Consider the following 19,076-nt stretch of genomic DNA (forward strand, 5'->3'; position numbering starts at 1 on the left):
CATGTCTTCTGTTTCGCTACCCGCGACAGCCAGCACCTCCGCCAACGCCGCGCGTCGCGGCAATGCCCTAGGGCGCCGCCTGCTGATCATTTCCGCCTGGCTGGTGTTTGCGCTGTTCCTGCTGCTGCCGCTGGTGATCGTCGTCAGCGAGGCGCTGAAGCAGGGTTTCGGCACCTTCTTCGAGGCGATCTTCGAGCCCGACGCCATCTCGGCATTGAAGCTGACGCTGCTCGCCGTGGGCATCTCGGTGCCGCTCAACCTGGTGTTCGGCGTGGCCGCCGCCTGGTGCGTGAGCAAGTACCAGTTTCGCGGCAAGAGCATCCTGGTGACGCTGATCGACCTGCCGTTCTCGGTGTCGCCGGTGATTGCCGGCCTGATCTACGTGCTGCTGTTCGGCGCCCAGGGCTACTTCGGCGAATGGCTGATGGACCGCGACATCCAGATCGTCTTCGCCGTGCCGGGCATCGTGCTGGCCACGCTGTTCGTCACCGTGCCCTTCGTTGCGCGCGAACTGATTCCGCTGATGCAGGAGCAGGGCACCACCGAGGAGGAGGCCGCGCGCCTGCTTGGCGCCAGCGGCTGGCAGATGTTCTGGCACATCACCCTGCCCAACATCAAATGGGGCCTGGTCTACGGCGTGGTGCTCTGTACCGCGCGGGCGATGGGAGAGTTCGGCGCGGTGTCGGTGGTCTCCGGGCATATCCGCGGGCTGACCAACACCCTGCCGCTGCACGTCGAGATTCTCTACAACGAATACAACCACGTCGCCGCGTTCAGCGTGGCCAGCCTGCTGCTGGCCCTGGCGCTGGTGATCCTGCTGCTCAAGCAGTGGAGCGAGTCGCGCATTGCGCGCCTGCATACGGAAGCACAGCCATGAGTATCGAAGTTCGCAACGTCAACAAGCGCTTCGGCCAGTTCCAGGCGCTGAACACTATCGACCTCGACATCCAGAGCGGCGAGCTGGTGGCCCTGCTCGGCCCCTCCGGCTGCGGCAAGACCAGCCTGCTGCGCATCATCGCCGGGCTGGAGACCCCGGACACCGGCAGCATCGTGTTCCACGGCGAGGACGTATCCAGCCATGACGTGCGCGACCGCAACGTCGGTTTCGTCTTCCAGCATTACGCGCTGTTCCGCCACATGACGGTGTTCGACAACGTCGCCTTCGGCCTGCGCATGAAGCCGCGCAAGCAGCGCCCGAGCGAAGCGGTGATCGCCGGGAAGGTCCATGAGCTGCTCGGCCTGGTGCAGCTCGACTGGCTCGCCGACCGCTACCCCGAGCAGCTTTCCGGCGGCCAGCGCCAACGTATCGCCCTGGCTCGCGCGCTGGCGGTCGAACCCCGCGTGCTGCTGCTCGACGAGCCCTTCGGCGCGCTGGACGCCAAGGTGCGCAAGGAGCTGCGCCGCTGGCTGGCGCGCCTGCACGAGGACGTGCATCTGACCAGCGTGTTCGTCACCCATGACCAGGAAGAGGCGATGGAAGTGGCCGACCGCATCGTGGTGATGAACAGGGGCGTGATCGAGCAGATCGGCACGCCGGCGGAGGTCTACCGCAACCCGGCCAGCGAGTTCGTCTATCACTTCCTCGGCGATGCCAACCGCCTGCAACTGGACGATGAGCGCTCCGTGCTGTTCCGCCCGCACGAGGTGTTCCTGAGCCGGGTCGCCAGCGCCGAGCACCTGCCCGGCGAGGTTCGTGACATCCGCCCGCTCGGCGCGATCACCCGCGTGACGCTGAAAGTGGCGAGCCAGGCCGAGCCGATCGAGGTGGAGGTCGCCAATGACCACGCCAGCCTGCTGGGCGCCGCGCGAGGCGAGACGCTGTACTTCCAGCCGGCGCCACGGCCCTGAGCCGAAAGTGGCGTGCGGGGCTGGTCCGCTCGCGTCGGGGCTTGTATAAACGCGTTTTCTTGGCGTGAGCGGGGGCGGCGGTATGGAAGAGGTGATCGAACAACTGCGCGAACTCAACGAGCCGGTGCCGGTGCCGCTGGAACTGCCGGACGACGATCGTCTGGTAGAGGTCGAGGAAGAGCTGCTGATCAACCTGCCGTACGGCCTGCGCGAGTTCCTGCTGCTGGTCAGCGACGTGGTCTATGGCCGGCTGGAGCCGGTCACGGCGGTCGACCGGCAATCTCACACCTACCTGCCGGAAATCGCGGCCCTGGCCTGGGATGCCGGTGTGGAGCGCGACCTGCTGCCGATCTGCCAGGACGGCAACGACTTCTATGTGGTCGATCTGGAAGGCGAGGTCATGCTGTTCGACGGCGACAGTCACGAGCTGACCGATGAAAGCTGGGAGTCGGTCTGGCACTGGGCGCGGGACGTCTGGCTGGAGAGCTAACAGGCTGTTGAAAAACTACCTGTGTTGGCAATACGGCGTTAAAAACGGCGTCAGCAAGCCGCTTGCGGCTAACGCGCTTTAGCGCGGCCCGACGGGCGAACGAAGTGAGTCATGCTCATCTACAACCGTAAACTCCGCTTCTTCGGCCGCTTGATTCGCTACGCTCACCCTTCGGGCCAGCCTGCGGCTGTTACTCCCGGTGGTCGTTGCGCCTTGTATTGCCTGCCTCGCCAACGTTTTTCAACGGCCTGGTAAGGCAATGCCGGTCGGCCACCCGTGCGCCGGCCTGATAAGCTGGTCGCCTGTTTCGATGAGCCTTTTCCATGCTGACCCTGGGCAATTTCACCCTGTTCCTGTTGTTCGTCGCGGCCGTTGCCTGGCTCTGGCATTCCCATGGCATCCGCGAGCGGGCGCTGCTGGCCGCACAACGCCATTGCAAGAAGCTGGACGTCGAACTGCTGGACGGCAACGTGGCGTTCCGGCGCATCGGCCTGCAGCGCGACAATCGTGGCCGGCGCCGGATCGGACGGGTCTACGGTTTCGAGTTCACGGTCACGGGCGAGCGTCGACAGCCCGGCACCATCGTCATGTTCGGCGCGCATGTCGGGCGCATCGAGCTGGAGGCGCATGCCTTCGAGCCGGAGGCAGAGCCCTCCCGGGTGGTCCAGCTCGATGACTGGCGACGTCCACCGAGCTGAGCGAAGCAAGATCGGCATAGCCCGTAGGGCCGAATTCATTCGGCCTCAGGTTGGCGAAGGCCGAACAAGTTCGGCCCTACGGCCAGTCAACGCCCATCGGACGGCCGGTCCTCGCGCTCCGTGCCGATCAGGCAACCCTCCAGCCCGCTGATCAACGCTTGTTCCTCCTGCGCTTCGGCGAAGATCAGTTCCAGGCGTGAATCACGCCGCCATTCGCTGGTGCGCAATGCCAGTGGCGCGCCGTCCAGCCCATTGGCCGATACCCAGCCTTGCGCACCGTGCAGCACCAGCTTGGCGCGGCGCCAGGGCAGTTGGGCGAGCCAGTCGGTTACCTGGTCGATATCGAAACGCCGTGCGGGGTGCCAGCGCCAGCCGATGCTCCAGCCTTCGGCGGCGGCATGGCTGAGCACGATGGGCTGCAGAGGGTCGAGCCAGATGCTGGCCAGCGGCGCGGCGCCGGATGGCGGCAGCTGTGTGGTGGTTGCCGCGCGGGCGCGGGCGTCGATACCGGGCAGGCGGGCCAGGTCGAGCTGGCCATGCTCGGTCCAGTACAGCGGGCGCGGCGGCAGTCTTTCCAGCACGCCTGCCCGCGCCGCTTCGTCCAGCCCCTCGCTCTTGTTCAGCACCAGCAGGCCGGCTTCGGCTGCCAGTGCCTGCTGGCTGGGCGTGAGCGCAGCGCCACCGGCCAGGGCGGGGGCATCCAGCAGCATGACCGGCGCCTGCAGCGCCAGCACCTGTTGCCAAGGTGGCTGGCGCAACTGCTGCAATAGCTCCAGCGGATGGCCCAGCCCCGAGGGTTCGATCAGCAGCCGGTCCGGCCGGGCCTTGCGCAGCAACTGGCTCAGGCCGATCTGGAAAGGCACGCCGTTGACGCAGCACAGGCAGCCGCCCGCCACTTCGGCGAAGCTGACGCCGGCCTCGTCGCGGTGCAGCAGGGCGGCATCCAGGCCGATCTGGCCGAATTCGTTGATCAGCACGGCCCAGCGTTCGCCGGCGGGCTTCTGCGCCAGCAGCGCTCGGATCAGGCTGGTCTTGCCCGCGCCGAGCGGGCCGGCGATGAGATGGGTGGGGATATCGTTCAGCATCGTGCCATGGTGCGCATTTCGGCTGTTCAGGGAAAGCCGATTCGGCGTAGAGTCGTCGCCGTTTGCCGGGAGGAACGAGATGCGCGCACTGATGGGGTTGTTGGGGCTGTTGGGTTTGGCCGGCGAGGTGCTTGCCGAAGGCTGTGTCATCCATAGCCAGGACGAGCGCATCGAGGTACGGATCTGCCAGCAGAATCGCAACATCCCCGCCGAACTGTTCCGCAGCGGTTTCTGCCAGCCGCAGCTCAAGGACCAGCAAGTTGAAGTGACCTTCGTCGAGGCTTGCCCCAGCGGCGCCTTTGGCGTTTGCCGCAATGCGCAGGTGTCGAACATGCCCTATCGCCAGGACATCCACTATTACGGTGTAGCGAGCGATGCGCGTTATCTCCAGCCTGCCTGCGAGCAGACCAGCCAGGGCACCTGGTCCGCCGAATAAGCCACAGGCCAGCCATCATGGGCGTTTCACGTGGAACGGCGCGTTCTGGCCTTCACTGGCGCCATGGTTCTGTAGTTCTTCATCGAAAAGCCGACCGGTGACGTATGGATTTCAGTTGTTGAGAAGCGTTAGCATTAACGCCAATCTACAGGGGAGGCTCCATGGCCACCGAGGGTATGCTCCGGCAGCAGTTGCTGCATCGGCTGTATGTCGATCACCAGGGCTGGCTGAACGGCTGGTTGCGGCGTCAACTGGGCTGCAGCCAGAGCGCTGCCGACCTGGCGCAGGACACCTTCGTGCGGCTGCTGGGCAAGGATCAGGACATGACCGCGATCCGCGAGCCCAGGGCCTACCTGCATACCATCGCCAAGGGGCTGCTGATCAACCACTGGCGCCGCCGCCAGGTGGAACAGGCCTATCTCGATGCCCTGGCACTGCAGCCGGAAGCGCTCGCGCCTTCGCCGGAATCCCAGGCGCTGATCGTCGAGACCTTGCTGCGCATCGACGCGATGCTGGCCCGGCTGCCCGCAAAGGTGAGCGCGGCATTTCTCATGTCCCAGCTGCACGGGATGACCTATGCGGCGATTGCGGCGGAGCTGGGCGTTTCCGAACGCATGATCAAGAAATACATGGCGCAGGCGATGCTGCATTGCCTGTTGCTGGTTGAAGAGCCATGAACGCCGATTACCGGGTGCTGCAGGACGCGGCGCAATGGTTTGCCGTGTTGCAGTCGGGTTCTGCCAGCGAGGCGGACCGCCTGGCCTGGCGCAGCTGGTTGCGGGAGCCGGAGCACGCGGCCGCCTGGCAGCGGGTCGAGCGGATCAGCGGGCAGTTCCAGCCGCTGGCGGATGACCGGATCGCACGCTCGGCCAGCCGCCTGTTGCAGCAGCGCCAACCCAATCGGCGGCAGGCGCTGAAGATGCTCTCGCTGATGAGTGGCGGTGCGCTGGTGCTGGCGACGGGCCTGACCTCATGGCGGGAGTGGGCGGCCGATCAGCGCACCGCTGTCGGCGAGGTCCGCGATCTGCGCCTGGCGGACGGCTCGCAGCTGTGGCTGAACACCGACAGCGCGGTGGACGTGGCTTTCGATCGGCATGTTCGCCAGCTGTCGCTGTACCGCGGCGAGCTGCTGCTCGATATCCCCGATGAGTCTCGTCCCTTGCGGCTGCTCACGGCCGAAGGCCGCCTGCAGGCCCGTCAGCACGCGCGTTTCGCGGTGCGCCAATACCATGGGCTGACCCAGCTCAACGTCTTTGCCGGTGCGGTGGAGATTCAGCCGACCAGCCTCGGCGCGTCGCAGACGATCGCCTCGGGGCAGCAGACCAGCTTCGGCAGCGACTTCGTTCAACCGGCGCAAGCCGTTCAGGCTGCCAGCCAGGCGTGGGCCGACGGCGTGCTGCTGGCCGACAACCAGCGCCTCGAAGACTTCGTGGCCGAACTGGGCCGCTATCGTCGCGGCTACATCGGCTGCGATCCGCGCATCGCCGACTTGCGGGTGGTGGGCGCCTTTCCGCTGGCGGATACCGAACGGGTGCTGGATGCGCTGGCAAGCACCTTGCCGCTGCGCATCAACCGGCGCCTGCCCTGGTGGATCAGCCTCGAACCCTCGGGGCGAACAGGCGACGCCTGAGTTCGCCCTTAACGCGAATAAAAAAGATTCCTGTTCGGGTTCCCTTTTTGCGAGCTGGGCGGGCATAGGGTCACTGACCGTGAATTTGCCCTCCGCAAAAAGGATCACTCATGCCCTTCCAAGATCGTCCGTATCACCGTTCGCGTCCCCTGGCGCAGGCCATTCGCGCCGCGCTGTTCTGCCTGCCACTGGCGACCCTCGTCGCTGCGCCTGCCGCGATGGCGCAGTCCGCCGTCAGCGAGCAATCGGTTCGCAGTTATGAAATTCCCGCAGGCCCGCTGTCCAGCGCCCTCAGCCGCTTCGCCGGTGAGGCGGGCGTCATGCTCTCGGTGGATGGCAGCCTGCTCGAGGGTCGCCAGTCGGGCGGCCTGAGCGGGCAGTACGGTGTGGACGAAGGTTTCGATGCGCTGCTGCAGGGCAGCGGCCTGCAGGCGGTACGCAACGCGCAGGGCACCTATTCGCTGGCGCCGCGTGCCGAACAGGCCAGCACGGTCGAGCTCAAGCCGATGGTGGTCGAAGGCTTCGCCCTGGGTAACGCGCTGGGCGAGGTGGAAGGCTACAACGCCACCCACAGCAGCGTGGCGACCAAGACCAGCATGCCGTTGGTGGAAACCTCGCAGACCGTGTCGGTGGTGACCCGCCAGCAGATCGAGGATCAGGGTTCGCGCTCGATCGCCCAGGCGGTGCGCTACACCCCGGGACTGATGAGCTCGCCCTATGGTGCGACGACCCGTTACGACTATGTCGCCATGCGCGGCATCAACGACGGCTCGGTGGACAATCTCTATCTCGATGGCCAGAAGCTGCTGGGCGACAGCGGCACCTACAGCAGCCTGCAGGTCGATCCGTACTTCGTCGAACGCATCGACATTCTCAAGGGTCCGTCCTCGGTGCTCTACGGTCGCAGTCTGCCGGGCGGGCTGGTGGCGATGACCACCAAGAAGCCGCAGTACGAGACCCGCCGCCAGTTGCAGCTTTCCTATGGCAGCAACGATTACAAGCAGGTCGCATTCGACCTCACCGGGCCGCTGGAGGACGAGCGGATCGCCTACCGCCTCGTCGGTGTGGCCAAGGATGCCGACAACCAGGTCGATGGCATCGAGGAAAAGCGCTATGCGGTCATGCCGTCGCTGAGCATCGATTTCACCGAAGATACCCGCCTGACTTTGCTGGCCATGCTGCAGCACGACCCGGAGAGCGGTTACCACGGTGGGCTGCCGGCAGTAGGTTCGGTGAGTTCCTTCAATGGTCAGCGAATCTCTCGTAGCTTCTTTGAAGGTGAAGAGGAACACGAGCAATTCGAACGCGATCAGCAGATGATCGGTTATCAGTTTGAGCACCGTTTCAACGATGTGGTGTCCGCTCGGCAGAACTTCCAGTATCTCGATTCACGTGTCGAGTCGGAGCAGGTCTATCAGTATGGCTATACCACCAACGGATTGCCTGGCGACTTATATCGCGAATACACCGGAGCGGACGAAGCGTTGCATGCCTGGAGCATCGACAACCAGCTGCAGTTTCTCTTCGATACCGGTGCTCTCAGTCACACTCTCGTTACCGGTCTCGACTATCAGAGACGTAAGACGAAAGTTAGCTATGACGGGGGTTATGTAAGCAGTGTTAACCCATACACAGGTGCGCGTCCGACGGCCAGCTACAGCTTCTATCACCAGTACGACGAATCTCGGAAGTTGGAGCAGACCGGGCTCTACGTTCAGGATCTGATTGGCCTCGGAAACTGGCGTTTCTCTCTCGGTGCTCGTCAGGACTGGGTGGATGTATCCTTTGATCACGTCGATGATGCGACATACGGATCTCACAAAGACGAGGCCAAGCTAGAGCAATTCACCGGGCGTATCGGTGTGCTGTACGCGTTTGAAAATGGTGTTTCGCCGTATGTGAGTTATTCCGAGTCGTTCAACCCGAACACAAGTAGTGCTTATAACCTCACCGCCAATGGCTGGGATATCTCTCTTCTAGACCCGACTGAAGGCGAGCAGATCGAGGCCGGTATCAAGTATCAGCCGCTGGGAACCGATGATCTTTACACAATCTCCTTCTTCGATCTGAAACAGTCGAATCTATCAAGCAAGGATTCCAGCGAATACTTCTTCCGTTCGGTGGGTGAAATCACTTCCAAAGGTGTTGAATTCGAAGCTCGTGTCAGCCCTATGGAAAATTTGAATGTGCTGGCCAGTTACACCTACATGGATGTCGAATACAGCAAGGACTATGTTGGTCGTCCGGGAATCAACAATCGCGGCAATACACCCAACGCAGTGGCCCGCAACATGGCTTCGCTGTGGGCCGACTACACCTTCGCCCAGGGACCGCTCGCCGGCCTGCAGATTGGTGGCGGTGCGCGCTATTTCGGCAAGAGCTGGGTCGATGCGGAGAATACCCTGCGCATTCCGTCCTACACGCTGTACGACGCCATGCTCGGCTACGACCTGTCGCGCGTGGGCCTGCAGGGTGTCGGCGTGCGTCTGAACCTCAACAACCTCACCGACGAGAAGTACGTGGCCGCCTGTAACAGCCTGAGCCAGTGCTACTACGGCGAGGCGCGCAATGTCATGGCGACCCTGACCTACGACTTCTGAGTCGTCACCGTGCCGCCGGCCTTCACGGGTCGGCGGCTTCGTGCTTTCTGAATCAACGGAAAACCGACGATGCGTTCTATCCTCGTTCTCCTGCACCGCTACATCGGCCTGGCCACAGCGTTGTTCCTGTTCCTGGCGGGCATCACCGGCAGCATCCTGGCCTTCCATCACGAGCTGGACGAGTGGCTGAATCCCGAGTTCTACCACACCACCAGCGAGGGGCCGGTGCTGGCGCCGGGCGATCTGGTCGAGCGGATCGAGGCGGCCAATCCGCGCATGCAGGTCTGGTACATGGAGTTCCCCGACGAGCCGGGCCATGCCGCGTTGATGGCGCTGGTGCCACGCAAGGACCCCGCGACCGGCAAGCCTTTCGATATCAGGCCCGTGGTGCATTACCTCGACGCGGTGACCGGCGAGCCGGTCGGCACACGCTATTGGGGCGAATGCTGTTTCTCGCGCAAGAACTTCGTGCCCTTCATGCTCGAGTTCCACTACAACCTGTCGCTGCCGGGCAACTGGGGGCTGTGGCTGATGGGCATCGTGGCGATCGCCTGGGTGATCGACTGCTTCGTCTCGCTGCTGCTGACGTTCCCGCGGGGGCGGCCGTTCTTCGGCAAGTGGTGGACGTCGTGGAAGATCAAGCGCCAGCGCATGAATCATGACGTGCACCGCGCGGGCGGCCTGTGGCTTTGGCTGCTGCTGCTACCGGTGGCCGTGAGCAGCGTGGCCATGAACCTGCCTGAACAGGTGTTCAAGCCGGTGGTGTCGCTGGTATCCAAGGTGGAGCCGAGCGTCTACGAAGCCCGTGGCCGGCTGCCGGCCGAGCAGTTGGGCACCACCGCCTACGATTTCCACCAGGCCTACGACTACGCCATGCAGCATGCGGCCGATCTCGGTCTGAGCGAGCCCATCGGCGAGCTGTACTACAGCTTCGAATACAACTTCTACGGCGCCGGCTTCGGCGACCACGACAGCAACCAGGGCAATGCCTGGCTGTTCTTCCACGGCACCGATGGGAGCCAGTTGCTGGGCCAGGAAATACCGGGGCAGGGCACCCTGGGCCAGCAATTCCACATGCTGCAGCCGGCGATCCATGGCGGACGCATCCTCGGCATGCCGGGGCGCATCCTGATCGCGGTGCTGGGCGTGGCGATTGCGGTGCTGTCGGTGACCGGCGTGGTGATCTGGTGGCGCAAGCTGCGCGCGAGGAGGGCGGCAGCGCTCAGGCGGGAGGTGGAGCTGGCGGTGTGATTGAGTTGTGCATGTGATCGTGCCCACGCTCCCGCGTGGGCGGTTTGCGTCTCGATCAAAGGCGTCGGGTTGGGGATTCCCACGCAGGAGCGTGGGAACCATCGGACCATCAGGGAAGAGAATCGTCTGCGTAGGGTGGATCACGCTTCACCGATCCACCGTGCGGTGGTCGTGGCGTGCGTTCAGTCCGCCTGGGCGCAGCTCCACAGCTCCAGTGCGGGCCGCTCCGCCGTCGGCGGGCCGAGCCATTCGCTCAGCGCGTGGCAAGTACCTTCGAAGCACAGCTGGTAATCCCCGGCTTCGGGGGTGCGCCCTACGCGCAGTGGCTGCATCGGTGGCAGCTGGCGCCGGTAGTGCCAGCTGCCGTCGCGCAGTTCGGCGTCGTCCGGGGCATCCATTCCGGCGCCGCTGCCCTTGATCCGCGCTTCGCCGAGCAGCAGGCCGTCCGGCGTCACGCGGTAGTCTTCTTCCCAGCGGATCTTCTCGATCGTATGGTTCCAGGCCAGGGTGAAGGTAGGTGTGGGCACCTGAGCCCACACCACGCCCGCCAACCCCAGGCAGAGCCCGATCACGCCACCGCCGGCTCGGCACGACGGGCGCGCCAGATGTGCTGTGCGACCAGGGCGATGCCCAGTACGAAGCCGATTTCATCGCTGATCGGCAGCGCCAGGATCAGCGCGACGCCAGCGGCGAAGGCCCACAGGCGTTCCCAGATCGGCATGCGCAGGTTCAGGTGGCCGGTCACCGCCATGCCCCACAGGCACACCGCAAAGACCGTCTTGACCACCATGTACGCCGTGGCCAGCCAGCTATCGCCCTGCATCATCAGCGCCGGGTCGTAGACCGCCATGAACGGCACGACGAAGCCAGCGGCGGCGATGCGGATCGCCCAGAGGCTGATCTTGAAGCCGTTCTCCCGTGCGATCGGCGCCGCGGCGAAGCAGGCCAGCGCCACTGGCGGCGTCAGGTCGGCCATCAGTCCGAAGTAGAAGACGAACATGTGCGAGACGATCAGCGGCACACCCAGCTGCTCCAGTGCCGGTGCGGCGATGGCGCTGGTGATGATGTAGTTGGGGATGGTCGGGATGCCCATGCCCAGCACCAGGCAGGTGATCATGGTCAGCACCAGCGAGAGGAACAGGTTGTTCTCGCCGATGGCCAGGATGTAGCCGGCAAAGGTACTGGCGATGCCGGTCAGCGAGACGATGCCGATGATCACCCCCACCAGCACGCAGGCGATACCCACCGGGATCGCATGGCGTGCGCCTTCCACCAGGGCGAACAGGCAGGCGCGCAGGGTGTCACGGCCGCCCTTGATGAACCAGCAGGCCACCACCAGTGCGCCGATGACGCCGAAGATCACCCCGATCCCGAGCTGGAAGAAGCCGGCGCAGAGCACGCCCAGCGCGACCCAGAAGGCGCCGCGCAACCAGAAGCTGCTGGCCTTGAGGATGATCGCCGAGCCGAGGATGACGATGGCGGTCAACGCCAGGCCCACAGTACCGGAGAACATCGGCGTGCGGCCGGAGAACAGCAGGTAGACCAGCACGAACAGCGGGATCAGCAGATACCAGCGCGCCTTCACCGCACTCCAGGCGCTCGGGCACTGGTCCTTCGGCAGGCCCTTGAGGTTCTTGCTGCGTGCTTCCAGGTGCACGATCCAGAACACCGCGAAGAAATACAGCATCGCCGGGATCAGCGCCGCCTTGGCCACCTCGACGTAGGGTACGTTGATGGTTTCGGCCATGATGAAGGCCACCGCGCCCATCACCGGCGGCATGATCTGCCCGCCCATGCTCGCGGTGGCTTCCACCGCGCCGGCGAAGGCCGGACGGTAGCCGAAGCGCTTCATCAGCGGGATGGTGAACTGCCCGGTGGTGACCACGTTGGCGACGCCGGAGCCGGTGATGGTGCCCATCAGCGCCGATGACACCACAGATACCTTGGCCGGGCCGCCGGTCTTGTGGCCGAACATGCCCATGGCGAAATCGGTGAACAGCTTGATCATCCCGGCCTGCTCTAGGAAAGAGCCGAACAGGATGAAGAGGAAAATATAGGTCGCCGAGACATAGGTCGGCGTGCCGTAGAAGCCTTCGGTGCCGAACGACAGCTGGTTGATGATCTGGTCGAAGCCGTAGCCGCGATGGGCGAAGTCGCCCGGCAGGTATTCACCGAACAGGCCGTACACAAGGAAGATCGCGCAGATGGTCGGCAGCGCGATACCCATCACCCGGCGCCCGGCTTCGAACACCAGCACAGCGAGGACAATACCGACGATCATGTCGGCGCCGGTCAGATCGCCCGAGCGCTGGACCAGGTCGCCTTCGAAATACCACTGGTAGAACGCCGTCGCCATGCCGGCCAGGCCGAGCAGCCACGCCAGCGGTTGCCAGGGTCGGCCATTGCCCTTCGCCGGGTAGCAGAGAAACACCATCAGCAGCAGGAAGCCGACGTGGCCCGCGCGTAGCACCTGGCTGGATACCGGATGGAAGGCGGCAGTGATGATCTGGTACGTGGAAAACAGCAGGGCGACGTAGAACAACGTCTTCGGCCATTCGCTGGGACTGCTGTGCAGCCCTTGGGTCTCGCTCATGGGATGGCTCTCTCGGAAAGGTTGAAGCGTCGCGCCAGTGCAGAGCATGGGCGTTCTTCGCGATGGCCCGGGATGCGGGCCATCAGGCTATGCAGTCTTAAGGCAAGCCGGGCGGGTATCAGGCCCGCCCGGCCCGGCGGTCACTTGAGGACGCCGGCTTCCTTGTAGTAGCGCTCGGCGCCCGGATGCAGCGGGATCGGCAGACCTTCGGTCGCGGTTTCCAGCTTGATGTCCTTGGCCGCGGAGTGGGCGCTGGACAGGCGATCGAGGTTCTCGAAGATCAGCTTGGTCATCTGGTAGGCGACGTCGTCGGAGACCTTCTCGTGGCTGACCAGGATGTTGGTGATGGCGGCAGTGGGGATGTCCGCGTCCTGACCGTCATAGGTGCCGGCCGGAATCACCTTCGACTGGTAGGCGGCGCTGCCGATCTTGGTCACCACGTCCTCGGGTACCGCGACGAAGGTGATCGGGACCATGGCTGCCAGGTCGCGAATCGCCGCCATGCCGAGGCCCGAGGACTGCAGGGTGGCATCCAGCTGGCGGTTCTTGATCAGTTCGACCGACTCGGCATAAGGCATGAACTCCACGCGACCCATGTCCTCGTAGGTCAGGCCGGCGGCCTTGAAGATCGCGCGGGCGTTGAGCTCGGTACCGGATTTCGGCGCGCCGACGGAGATGCGCTTGCCCTTGAGGTCTTCCAGGGTCTTGATCCCGGATTCCTTGCTGGCAACGATGTGAATGTAGTTCGGGTAGGTCGCCGCGATGGCGCGCAGACGCTTGAGGGGTGCCTTGAAGCCGGCATCTTCGACGCCGTTCCAGGCATCATCCACCGAGTCGCCCAGGGAGAAGGCCAGCTCGCCACGACCCGCTTGCAGCAGGTTGAGGTTTTCTACCGATGCCTTGGTGGCCTGAACGGAGGTCTTGGCACCATCGATCTTGTTGTACTGCTGCGACAGGGCTACGCCGATCGGGTAGTAAACGCCGCTGGTACCGCCAGTGAGGATGTTGATGAAGGTCGGCGCCGCGACGGCTGCAGTGCTGGCTGTGAAGGCTGCGGCGGCAGCGAGCAGGCCAAAGCGTTTGGTCAGTCTCATGGATGTCTCCGTTTCATTGTTATAGGTGGAGCTGTGACGATAAACGATCGCCCTGCTGAAAGGCAGGCATACGACGAGAAAGAAAGGCGCCGGTAAGGCAGGGTATCGGTAGCCGCTGTTCTTCTTGTCGTTGTCGTTACATCGAAGCAAGGGTTCCATCAGCATTAACCGTGCCAAAGGCTATCGACGCCTGCTTGAGCGGTGTTCCGGCGTTTGGCATGCGAGCATCGGCAAAAAACCGCCTATTGCGCGCCAGCTCTGAGCAAGATATTGCCGATGGCTCTTCGCTCGGCCTGCTGCTCACCCAAGGCAAGGGTTGCGCAATGCGAAGGGCTCGTTACAGTGACGCCATTCCGATACGTGAAGCCTGCCCATGCGCCTGGTCGTTCTCGCCTTCCTGCTGCCGTTGCTGGCCGATGCCGCACCGGCGCCGTACTACCTGTGGCAGAGCAAGCTCGACGGCACCGTCATCTGCCGACAGAGTTCGCCTGGCCAGGGCTGGGAGCGCCTCGACGGGCGTGCCTTCCGTGACCTCAACTGCACGCTGCCGGCGGCACGTGTGGAGCGGCCCACGGGTGTACCGGGCTTTCGCTCCCAGCCGGGGCGCTGATTTCCGACCGGGCCATTTTCCGAAACTGCAGAGCAACCAGAGAGGACAGCATGAACCGCAAGATCGCTTTCATTACCGGAGCCACCTCGGGCTTCGGCCGCGCCACCGCTCGCCGTTTCGCCGAAGCCGGCTGGGCACTGGTTCTGACCGGCCGCCGCAGCGAACGCCTGCAGGCCCTCGAGGAAGAACTGGCGAGCCAGGTACCGGTGCATGTGGCGACGCTCGACGTGCGCGATGCCGAAGCCGTGAAGACCCTGGTCGCCGGGTTGCCCGAAGGCTTCCGCACCATCCGCTGCCTGGTCAACAACGCCGGCCTGGCGCTGGCGCCGGAGCCCGCGCAGAAGGTCGATCTGCAGGACTGGCACACCATGATCGACACCAACATCACCGGCCTGGTCAACGTCACCCACGCGCTGCTGCCGACGCTGATCGAGACCGGCAAGGGCGCCAGCATCGTCAACATCGGCTCGGTGGCCGGCCAGTGGCCCTATCCGGGCGGGCATGTCTACGGCGCCAGCAAGGCCTTCGTCCAGCAGTTCACCTACAACCTGCGCTGCGACCTGCAGGGCACCGGCGTGCGCGTCACCGATATCGCGCCGGGCCTGGCCGAGACCGAGTTCACCCTGGTGCGCACCAAGGGCAACCAGGCGGCTTCCGATGCGCTGTACCGGGGCACCACGCCCTTGAGCGCCGAAGACATCGCCGAGCAGATCTTCTACGTGGCGACGCTGCCCGATCACATCAACATCAACCGTCTGGAAGTGATGCCGACCCGCCAGGCCTGGTCGGCGTTCAATATCGACCGCGACAAGTAACCACTCGATACGACCGCCGGCCCCGCGATAACCGCCGCGCCACAGACTGAACGGGGCCGTACGCGGCAGACGAATGCTGGATATTTCCGCCTACCTCGGCCTCTTCCTGGCCGCCTTGCTGGCGGCCACCATCCTGCCGCTGCAATCGGAGGCGGCGCTGGTCGGCCTGCTGCTGTCCGATGCCTTCGCGCCGTGGGCGCTGCTGCTGGTCGCTACCACGGGGAACGTACTGGGTTCGGTAATCAACTGGCTGCTGGGGCGCTCGCTGGAGCGCTTCCGCGATCGCCGCTGGTTTCCCGTCAGCGCCTCCGGGCTGGCCAGGGCCCAGCGCGGTTACCAGCGGTACGGGCGCTGGTCGTTGCTGCTCAGCTGGGTGCCGCTGATCGGCGATCCGCTGACGGTGATCGCCGGCACCCTGCGCGAGCCGCTGTGGAGCTTCCTGCTGCTGGTGACCCTGGCCAAGGGCGCGCGTTACCTGGTGCTGGCGGCGCTGACCCTGGGCTGGTTCTGAGTCAACGAAGTCGTGGCGGTGTCCGGCTCCGCGCTGGCCTGCTGCCAGCCTTCGCGAGGCTGGCAGAGGCTTTCGCCACGCAGATAGGGCTGCAGAATCGGCTGCATGCCCTTGAGCGCCTGAACCGGTAGCGCCGAGGTGAAGCGGAAGTTGTCCGCCGCCTGCCCCGGAACGTAGGCAGTCAGGGTGCCGAAGTGGTTCGGGCCCAGGTAGAAGACGAAGGTGGCGGTGCGGTTGAGCGCGCGCGAGCTGATCAGCCGGCCGCTGGCGGTCACGCTCTGTAGCCGGTTGTCGCCGGTGCCGGTCTTGCCTCCCATGGCCAGTACGCTGCCGTCGACCTGGGTGAAACTGTCCTGCAGGCGCCGCGCGGTACCGCCTTCCACCACGTTGGCCAGGGCTTCGCGCAGGGTCTGCGCGACTTCCCGTGGCAGTACCCGTTCGCCGGACCCGGTGGCGATGCCGAGGTGGGTCTCGTAGGGCGTGTCGCTGGCGAAGCGCAGGTGATCGATGCGTATGCTGGGCAGGCGCACACCATCGTTGAGGATGATGCCCATCAGCTCGGCCAGTGCCGCCGGCTGGTCGCCGGAGCTGCCCAGGGCAGTGGCGAGCGAGGGCACCAGGTGTTCGAACGGATAACCCAGGCGCTGCCAGCGGCGGTGGATATCGGTGAAGGCCTCGACCTCCAGCATGATGCGGATGCGGCTGTCGCGGGCGCTCTTGTGGCGACTGCGCAGCAGCCAGCCGTAGACCTCCTGGCGCTGCTCGGCGCTGGCGTCGACGATCTCCTTCAGCCCTGCGTCGGGATGGGCGATCAGGTAGCCCAGCAGCCACAGGTCCAGCGGATGCACCCGGGCGATATAGCCCTGATCCGGCAGGCTGTACTGGCCACGGGCATAGCGCTGATAGAGCGCCTCGCGCTCATCGTCATCGAACTCGGACGCGGGCAGGCGTTCGTCCAGGAACCGCGCGAAGCGGGCGCGATCGGCCTCGGGCATTACATAGCGGTGCACCGCGGCAAGGCGGGCAGGGGTGGGCTGGATGCCGTCGAGCAGCACCTCGATGCGCTGCTCGGTGTTCTTGCCGCGGTACTTCCTCCAGAAGCGCTGCAGGAACACCACGCCCTCGCGATCGGCGAAGCGCGCCAGGTATTCCAGCCGTTCGGGGTTGTCGTCGTCGCCGAGCAATGCGGCGCGATCGCTCAGTTGGTGGCTGCTGTAGCTGACCAGGTCGCGCAACAGCCGCACGAACGGCAGGTTGATCGATTCGCGCAGAGCCTCGCGCAGCGTCGGCAGGCGATGGTCGTCCTGATGGCGGAAGTTGCTGAAACGGTGCATTCCCGCGCCGGTGAAGAACCGCTCGGCGGGGCTCGCCGAGTAGCGCCGCTCCATCGCCGCGTCGAGCATGGCCGTCAGGCTGCGGTCTTCGTTACGGGCCAGGTAGTCCAGTGCCCAGCGGCTCAGCGGGTCCTCGGCCTTGACCTGACGCAGCGCCTGGCGTTCGAGCAGCGCATGGCGCTGATGCAGCTCGGCGATCACTTCCAGATAGGTGGTGAGCACCCGCAGCTTGGCGGTGGAGCCCAGCTCCAGCTTGCTGCCCTGGTTGATGTCGAACGGCTGGTCGGTGCTGTCGGTCTGCACCCTTACCTGGAAGCCCTGCTCGTCGCGCTCGAGCAGGGTGAAGCTGTAGCGCACCTCGGCGGTCTTTTCCGGCGACAGCATGCGGTCGCCGAACAATCCCACCTCCTCGGCGAAAGCCGGATCGGCCAGGCGCCGCAGGTATTCGCCGACCTGCCGTTGCAGGGGGCCGTGCAGTGGCGTGGTAGCGGTGAGGTCGAGGCGGTCGAGGTCGTACAGCGACAGCCCCAGCAGGCTGGCCAGACGCGTACGGGCGATGCTGACGCCCTTGGCGATCTCGATCGCCTGCGTGGCCGGCTCGCGGCTGAAATCGCGCAGTTCGGCGCGCCGGGCAAGGGCAGCATCGCGCAGCGACAGCGGGATCAGGCCATCGCGGGCGAGCAGTCGCAGGTGACTGTCGGTGAGCGCCGTCAGCTCGTCGCGCCCGGCACCGAGATAGTGGGTCGGACGGCGCTGGGCGATCAGCAGCGACAGCACCTGGCGCAGCGCCAGGCCCTGGGCGGCCAGGCTGCTGCCGGCGTTGTGGCGCGAATCGAGCAGGCGGTTGACCTCGGCGAAGTCCGCGCCGAACCAGAGGCGCAGGCCATCGGCAAGGCCGTGTACCTCGCCATGCCCCGGCACGGCGGCCAGCGGCACGCTGTTGAGGTAGGCCAGGACGATGTGCTGCCGGCTGGCGAGGGTCTGTGGTCCTTCGCGATAGGTGCGCACGCTGGCCGAGACCATCTGCCGCAGCTTCTCCTCGGGGCTGTCGGTGCGTCCGTAGGGTGAATGGCGGTACTTCTCCGCCTGGGTCGCCAGGGTGCTGCCGCCGGCTGCCTGGCCGGACAGCCCCAGGTTCTTCTCGATCTGGCTGAGCGCCGCCATGGTCAGGCGTGGCCAGTCGACGGCCGGGTTGGCCCGTGGCCGGCCGGCGTCCAGCAGGCCGCGGTCCTCGATGAACAGCAGGCTCTGCGCCACCAGCGGCGGGATGCTCTCGAAGTCCGCATAAAGCTGCTCGGGGTAGCGATTGGCGTACAGCACCGCGGCGGTGCAGTCCTCGAGGGTCAGGCCGGCATGCGGCTTCTCCGGGTAGGGCACGAAGAAGCCGCGACTGGAATATTCCAGCAGGGCCGGCGAGAAGCGAGCCTGTGCCTCGATACGGAAGCCCTGGCGAAGCAGGCGCTCGGCGAAGCGCGGGATGTCGACGTAACCCAGGCGGCGGTCGAAGGGCCCGTCGTCGGGGAAGAGCACCTGCTCGCTGGCACCGGGCTCGATCCGGTAGTCGAGGCTTGCGGCGTAGCGGCTCAGCCAGCGTGCCTGCAACTCCGAGGTCTGCATCTCGTGCCAGCCGGCATAGCCGCCGCCGGCCAGCAACGAGACGGTAGTCAGCAGCACGAATCGACGAGCCAGAGGACGGCCGCGCTTGGGCGGGGGGGTGCCGCTGGTCGGTGGGTCAGGCTGGTCCGGCGCTGACCCGATGCGATTGGCTTGCCATACTGCGCCCATGATCTCCGGCCTGGCTTCCTGTGAACTCCTTCACAAGCTTAGCCTGCGCGGGGGGCTTGGCTGCATCGAGCGGATGAACGGAGCGGCGCCGATCAGCGGTGCATCTAATCAGAAAGTTGGAGGTTACAGCCGCGGATTTTTCTGGCAGGGTAGCCCCTACGATTGTGCGACAGCTCGCCGCAGGCGGCTGTGCGAATCGGTGTGATATCGGGAGAGACTGCCGGTGTGATCGCCGCAGCGCCGAAGGAGCAACCGCCCCGGAAACTCTCAGGCAAAAGGACCGTTATCACCGGTGA

The 19,076-nt window shown here is 65.1% G+C and carries 17 protein-coding genes and 1 riboswitch; of the genes, 12 read left to right on the forward strand and 5 right to left on the reverse strand.

Annotated elements, in window-relative coordinates; translation table 11 throughout:
* Position 1: 1 nt before the first annotated feature.
* The 4 genes from cysW to EA795_RS00245 all read left to right on the forward strand — a co-directional run bounded on the left by cysW (position 2) and on the right by EA795_RS00245 (position 3,036).
* A complete protein-coding gene (gene cysW / locus EA795_RS00230) occupies positions 2-877 on the forward strand; it encodes a sulfate ABC transporter permease subunit CysW (protein WP_014854628.1) in 876 nt (291 codons plus the stop codon).
* Complete coding sequence (locus tag EA795_RS00235) at positions 874-1,848, forward strand: sulfate/molybdate ABC transporter ATP-binding protein (protein WP_014854627.1); 975 nt, start codon at positions 874-876, stop codon at positions 1,846-1,848. The genes cysW and EA795_RS00235 overlap by 4 nt, the downstream gene beginning before the upstream one ends.
* Positions 1,849-1,930: 82 nt before the next feature.
* Entirely contained in the window at positions 1,931-2,338 is a 408-nt protein-coding gene (locus EA795_RS00240) for an SMI1/KNR4 family protein (protein WP_014854626.1), read from the forward strand.
* Positions 2,339-2,661: 323 nt separating this feature from the next.
* Positions 2,662-3,036, forward strand: a complete 375-nt coding sequence (locus EA795_RS00245) for a DUF3301 domain-containing protein (protein WP_014854625.1) — start codon at positions 2,662-2,664, stop codon at positions 3,034-3,036.
* Between the two features lie 86 nt (positions 3,037-3,122).
* On the opposite strand, the gene EA795_RS00250 is transcribed toward EA795_RS00245, so the two are convergent.
* The gene (locus EA795_RS00250; protein ID WP_014854624.1) at positions 3,123-4,121 is read right to left on the reverse strand and encodes a CobW family GTP-binding protein; all 999 of its coding nucleotides are present in this window, start codon (positions 4,119-4,121) and stop codon (positions 3,123-3,125) included.
* A gap of 79 nt (positions 4,122-4,200) precedes the next feature.
* On the opposite strand from EA795_RS00250, the gene EA795_RS00255 reads away from it, so the two are divergent.
* The 5 genes from EA795_RS00255 to EA795_RS00275 all read left to right on the forward strand — a co-directional run bounded on the left by EA795_RS00255 (position 4,201) and on the right by EA795_RS00275 (position 10,038).
* The gene (locus EA795_RS00255) at positions 4,201-4,557 is read left to right on the forward strand and encodes a hypothetical protein (RefSeq protein WP_014854623.1); all 357 of its coding nucleotides are present in this window, start codon (positions 4,201-4,203) and stop codon (positions 4,555-4,557) included.
* Positions 4,558-4,718: 161 nt separating this feature from the next.
* Entirely contained in the window at positions 4,719-5,234 is a 516-nt protein-coding gene (locus tag EA795_RS00260; protein WP_014854622.1) for a sigma-70 family RNA polymerase sigma factor, read from the forward strand.
* Entirely contained in the window at positions 5,231-6,187 is a 957-nt protein-coding gene (locus tag EA795_RS00265; protein WP_014854621.1) for a FecR domain-containing protein, read from the forward strand. The genes EA795_RS00260 and EA795_RS00265 overlap by 4 nt, the downstream gene beginning before the upstream one ends.
* A 110-nt stretch (positions 6,188-6,297) precedes the next feature.
* A complete protein-coding gene (locus tag EA795_RS00270; RefSeq protein WP_122074929.1) occupies positions 6,298-8,787 on the forward strand; it encodes a TonB-dependent siderophore receptor in 2,490 nt (829 codons plus the stop codon).
* Positions 8,788-8,856: 69 nt separating this feature from the next.
* Positions 8,857-10,038, forward strand: coding sequence for a PepSY-associated TM helix domain-containing protein (locus tag EA795_RS00275; RefSeq protein WP_014854619.1), 1,182 nt, complete (start codon positions 8,857-8,859; stop codon positions 10,036-10,038).
* Positions 10,039-10,220: 182 nt separating this feature from the next.
* Here EA795_RS00275 and EA795_RS00280 read toward each other — a convergent pair whose 3' ends face one another.
* The 3 genes from EA795_RS00280 to EA795_RS00290 all read right to left on the reverse strand — a co-directional run bounded on the left by EA795_RS00280 (position 10,221) and on the right by EA795_RS00290 (position 13,725).
* Entirely contained in the window at positions 10,221-10,610 is a 390-nt protein-coding gene (locus EA795_RS00280) for a DUF1850 domain-containing protein (RefSeq protein ID WP_014854618.1), read from the reverse strand.
* The gene (locus EA795_RS00285; RefSeq protein ID WP_014854617.1) at positions 10,607-12,631 is read right to left on the reverse strand and encodes a TRAP transporter permease; all 2,025 of its coding nucleotides are present in this window, start codon (positions 12,629-12,631) and stop codon (positions 10,607-10,609) included. The genes EA795_RS00280 and EA795_RS00285 overlap by 4 nt, the downstream gene beginning before the upstream one ends.
* Positions 12,632-12,771: 140 nt before the next feature.
* A complete protein-coding gene (locus EA795_RS00290; protein WP_058077782.1) occupies positions 12,772-13,725 on the reverse strand; it encodes a TAXI family TRAP transporter solute-binding subunit in 954 nt (317 codons plus the stop codon).
* Between the two features lie 373 nt (positions 13,726-14,098).
* On the opposite strand from EA795_RS00290, the gene EA795_RS00295 reads away from it, so the two are divergent.
* The 3 genes from EA795_RS00295 to EA795_RS00305 all read left to right on the forward strand — a co-directional run bounded on the left by EA795_RS00295 (position 14,099) and on the right by EA795_RS00305 (position 15,661).
* The gene (locus tag EA795_RS00295) at positions 14,099-14,335 is read left to right on the forward strand and encodes a hypothetical protein (protein ID WP_014854615.1); all 237 of its coding nucleotides are present in this window, start codon (positions 14,099-14,101) and stop codon (positions 14,333-14,335) included.
* A gap of 50 nt (positions 14,336-14,385) precedes the next feature.
* A complete protein-coding gene (locus tag EA795_RS00300; RefSeq protein ID WP_058073753.1) occupies positions 14,386-15,150 on the forward strand; it encodes an SDR family oxidoreductase in 765 nt (254 codons plus the stop codon).
* 73 nt (positions 15,151-15,223) lie between these two features.
* Positions 15,224-15,661, forward strand: a complete 438-nt coding sequence (locus EA795_RS00305; RefSeq protein ID WP_115028490.1) for a YqaA family protein — start codon at positions 15,224-15,226, stop codon at positions 15,659-15,661.
* Here the strand turns inward: EA795_RS00305 and EA795_RS00310 are convergent.
* Complete coding sequence (locus EA795_RS00310; protein ID WP_122074931.1) at positions 15,622-18,780, reverse strand: transglycosylase domain-containing protein; 3,159 nt, start codon at positions 18,778-18,780, stop codon at positions 15,622-15,624. The genes EA795_RS00305 and EA795_RS00310 overlap by 40 nt on opposite strands.
* Positions 18,781-18,978: 198 nt before the next feature.
* Positions 18,979-19,073: riboswitch (glycine riboswitch) on the forward strand.
* Positions 19,074-19,076: the final 3 nt, after the last annotated feature.

The sequence above is a fragment of the Stutzerimonas nitrititolerans genome, from assembly GCF_003696285.1.
Taxonomy (GTDB): Bacteria; Pseudomonadota; Gammaproteobacteria; order Pseudomonadales; family Pseudomonadaceae; genus Stutzerimonas; species Stutzerimonas nitrititolerans.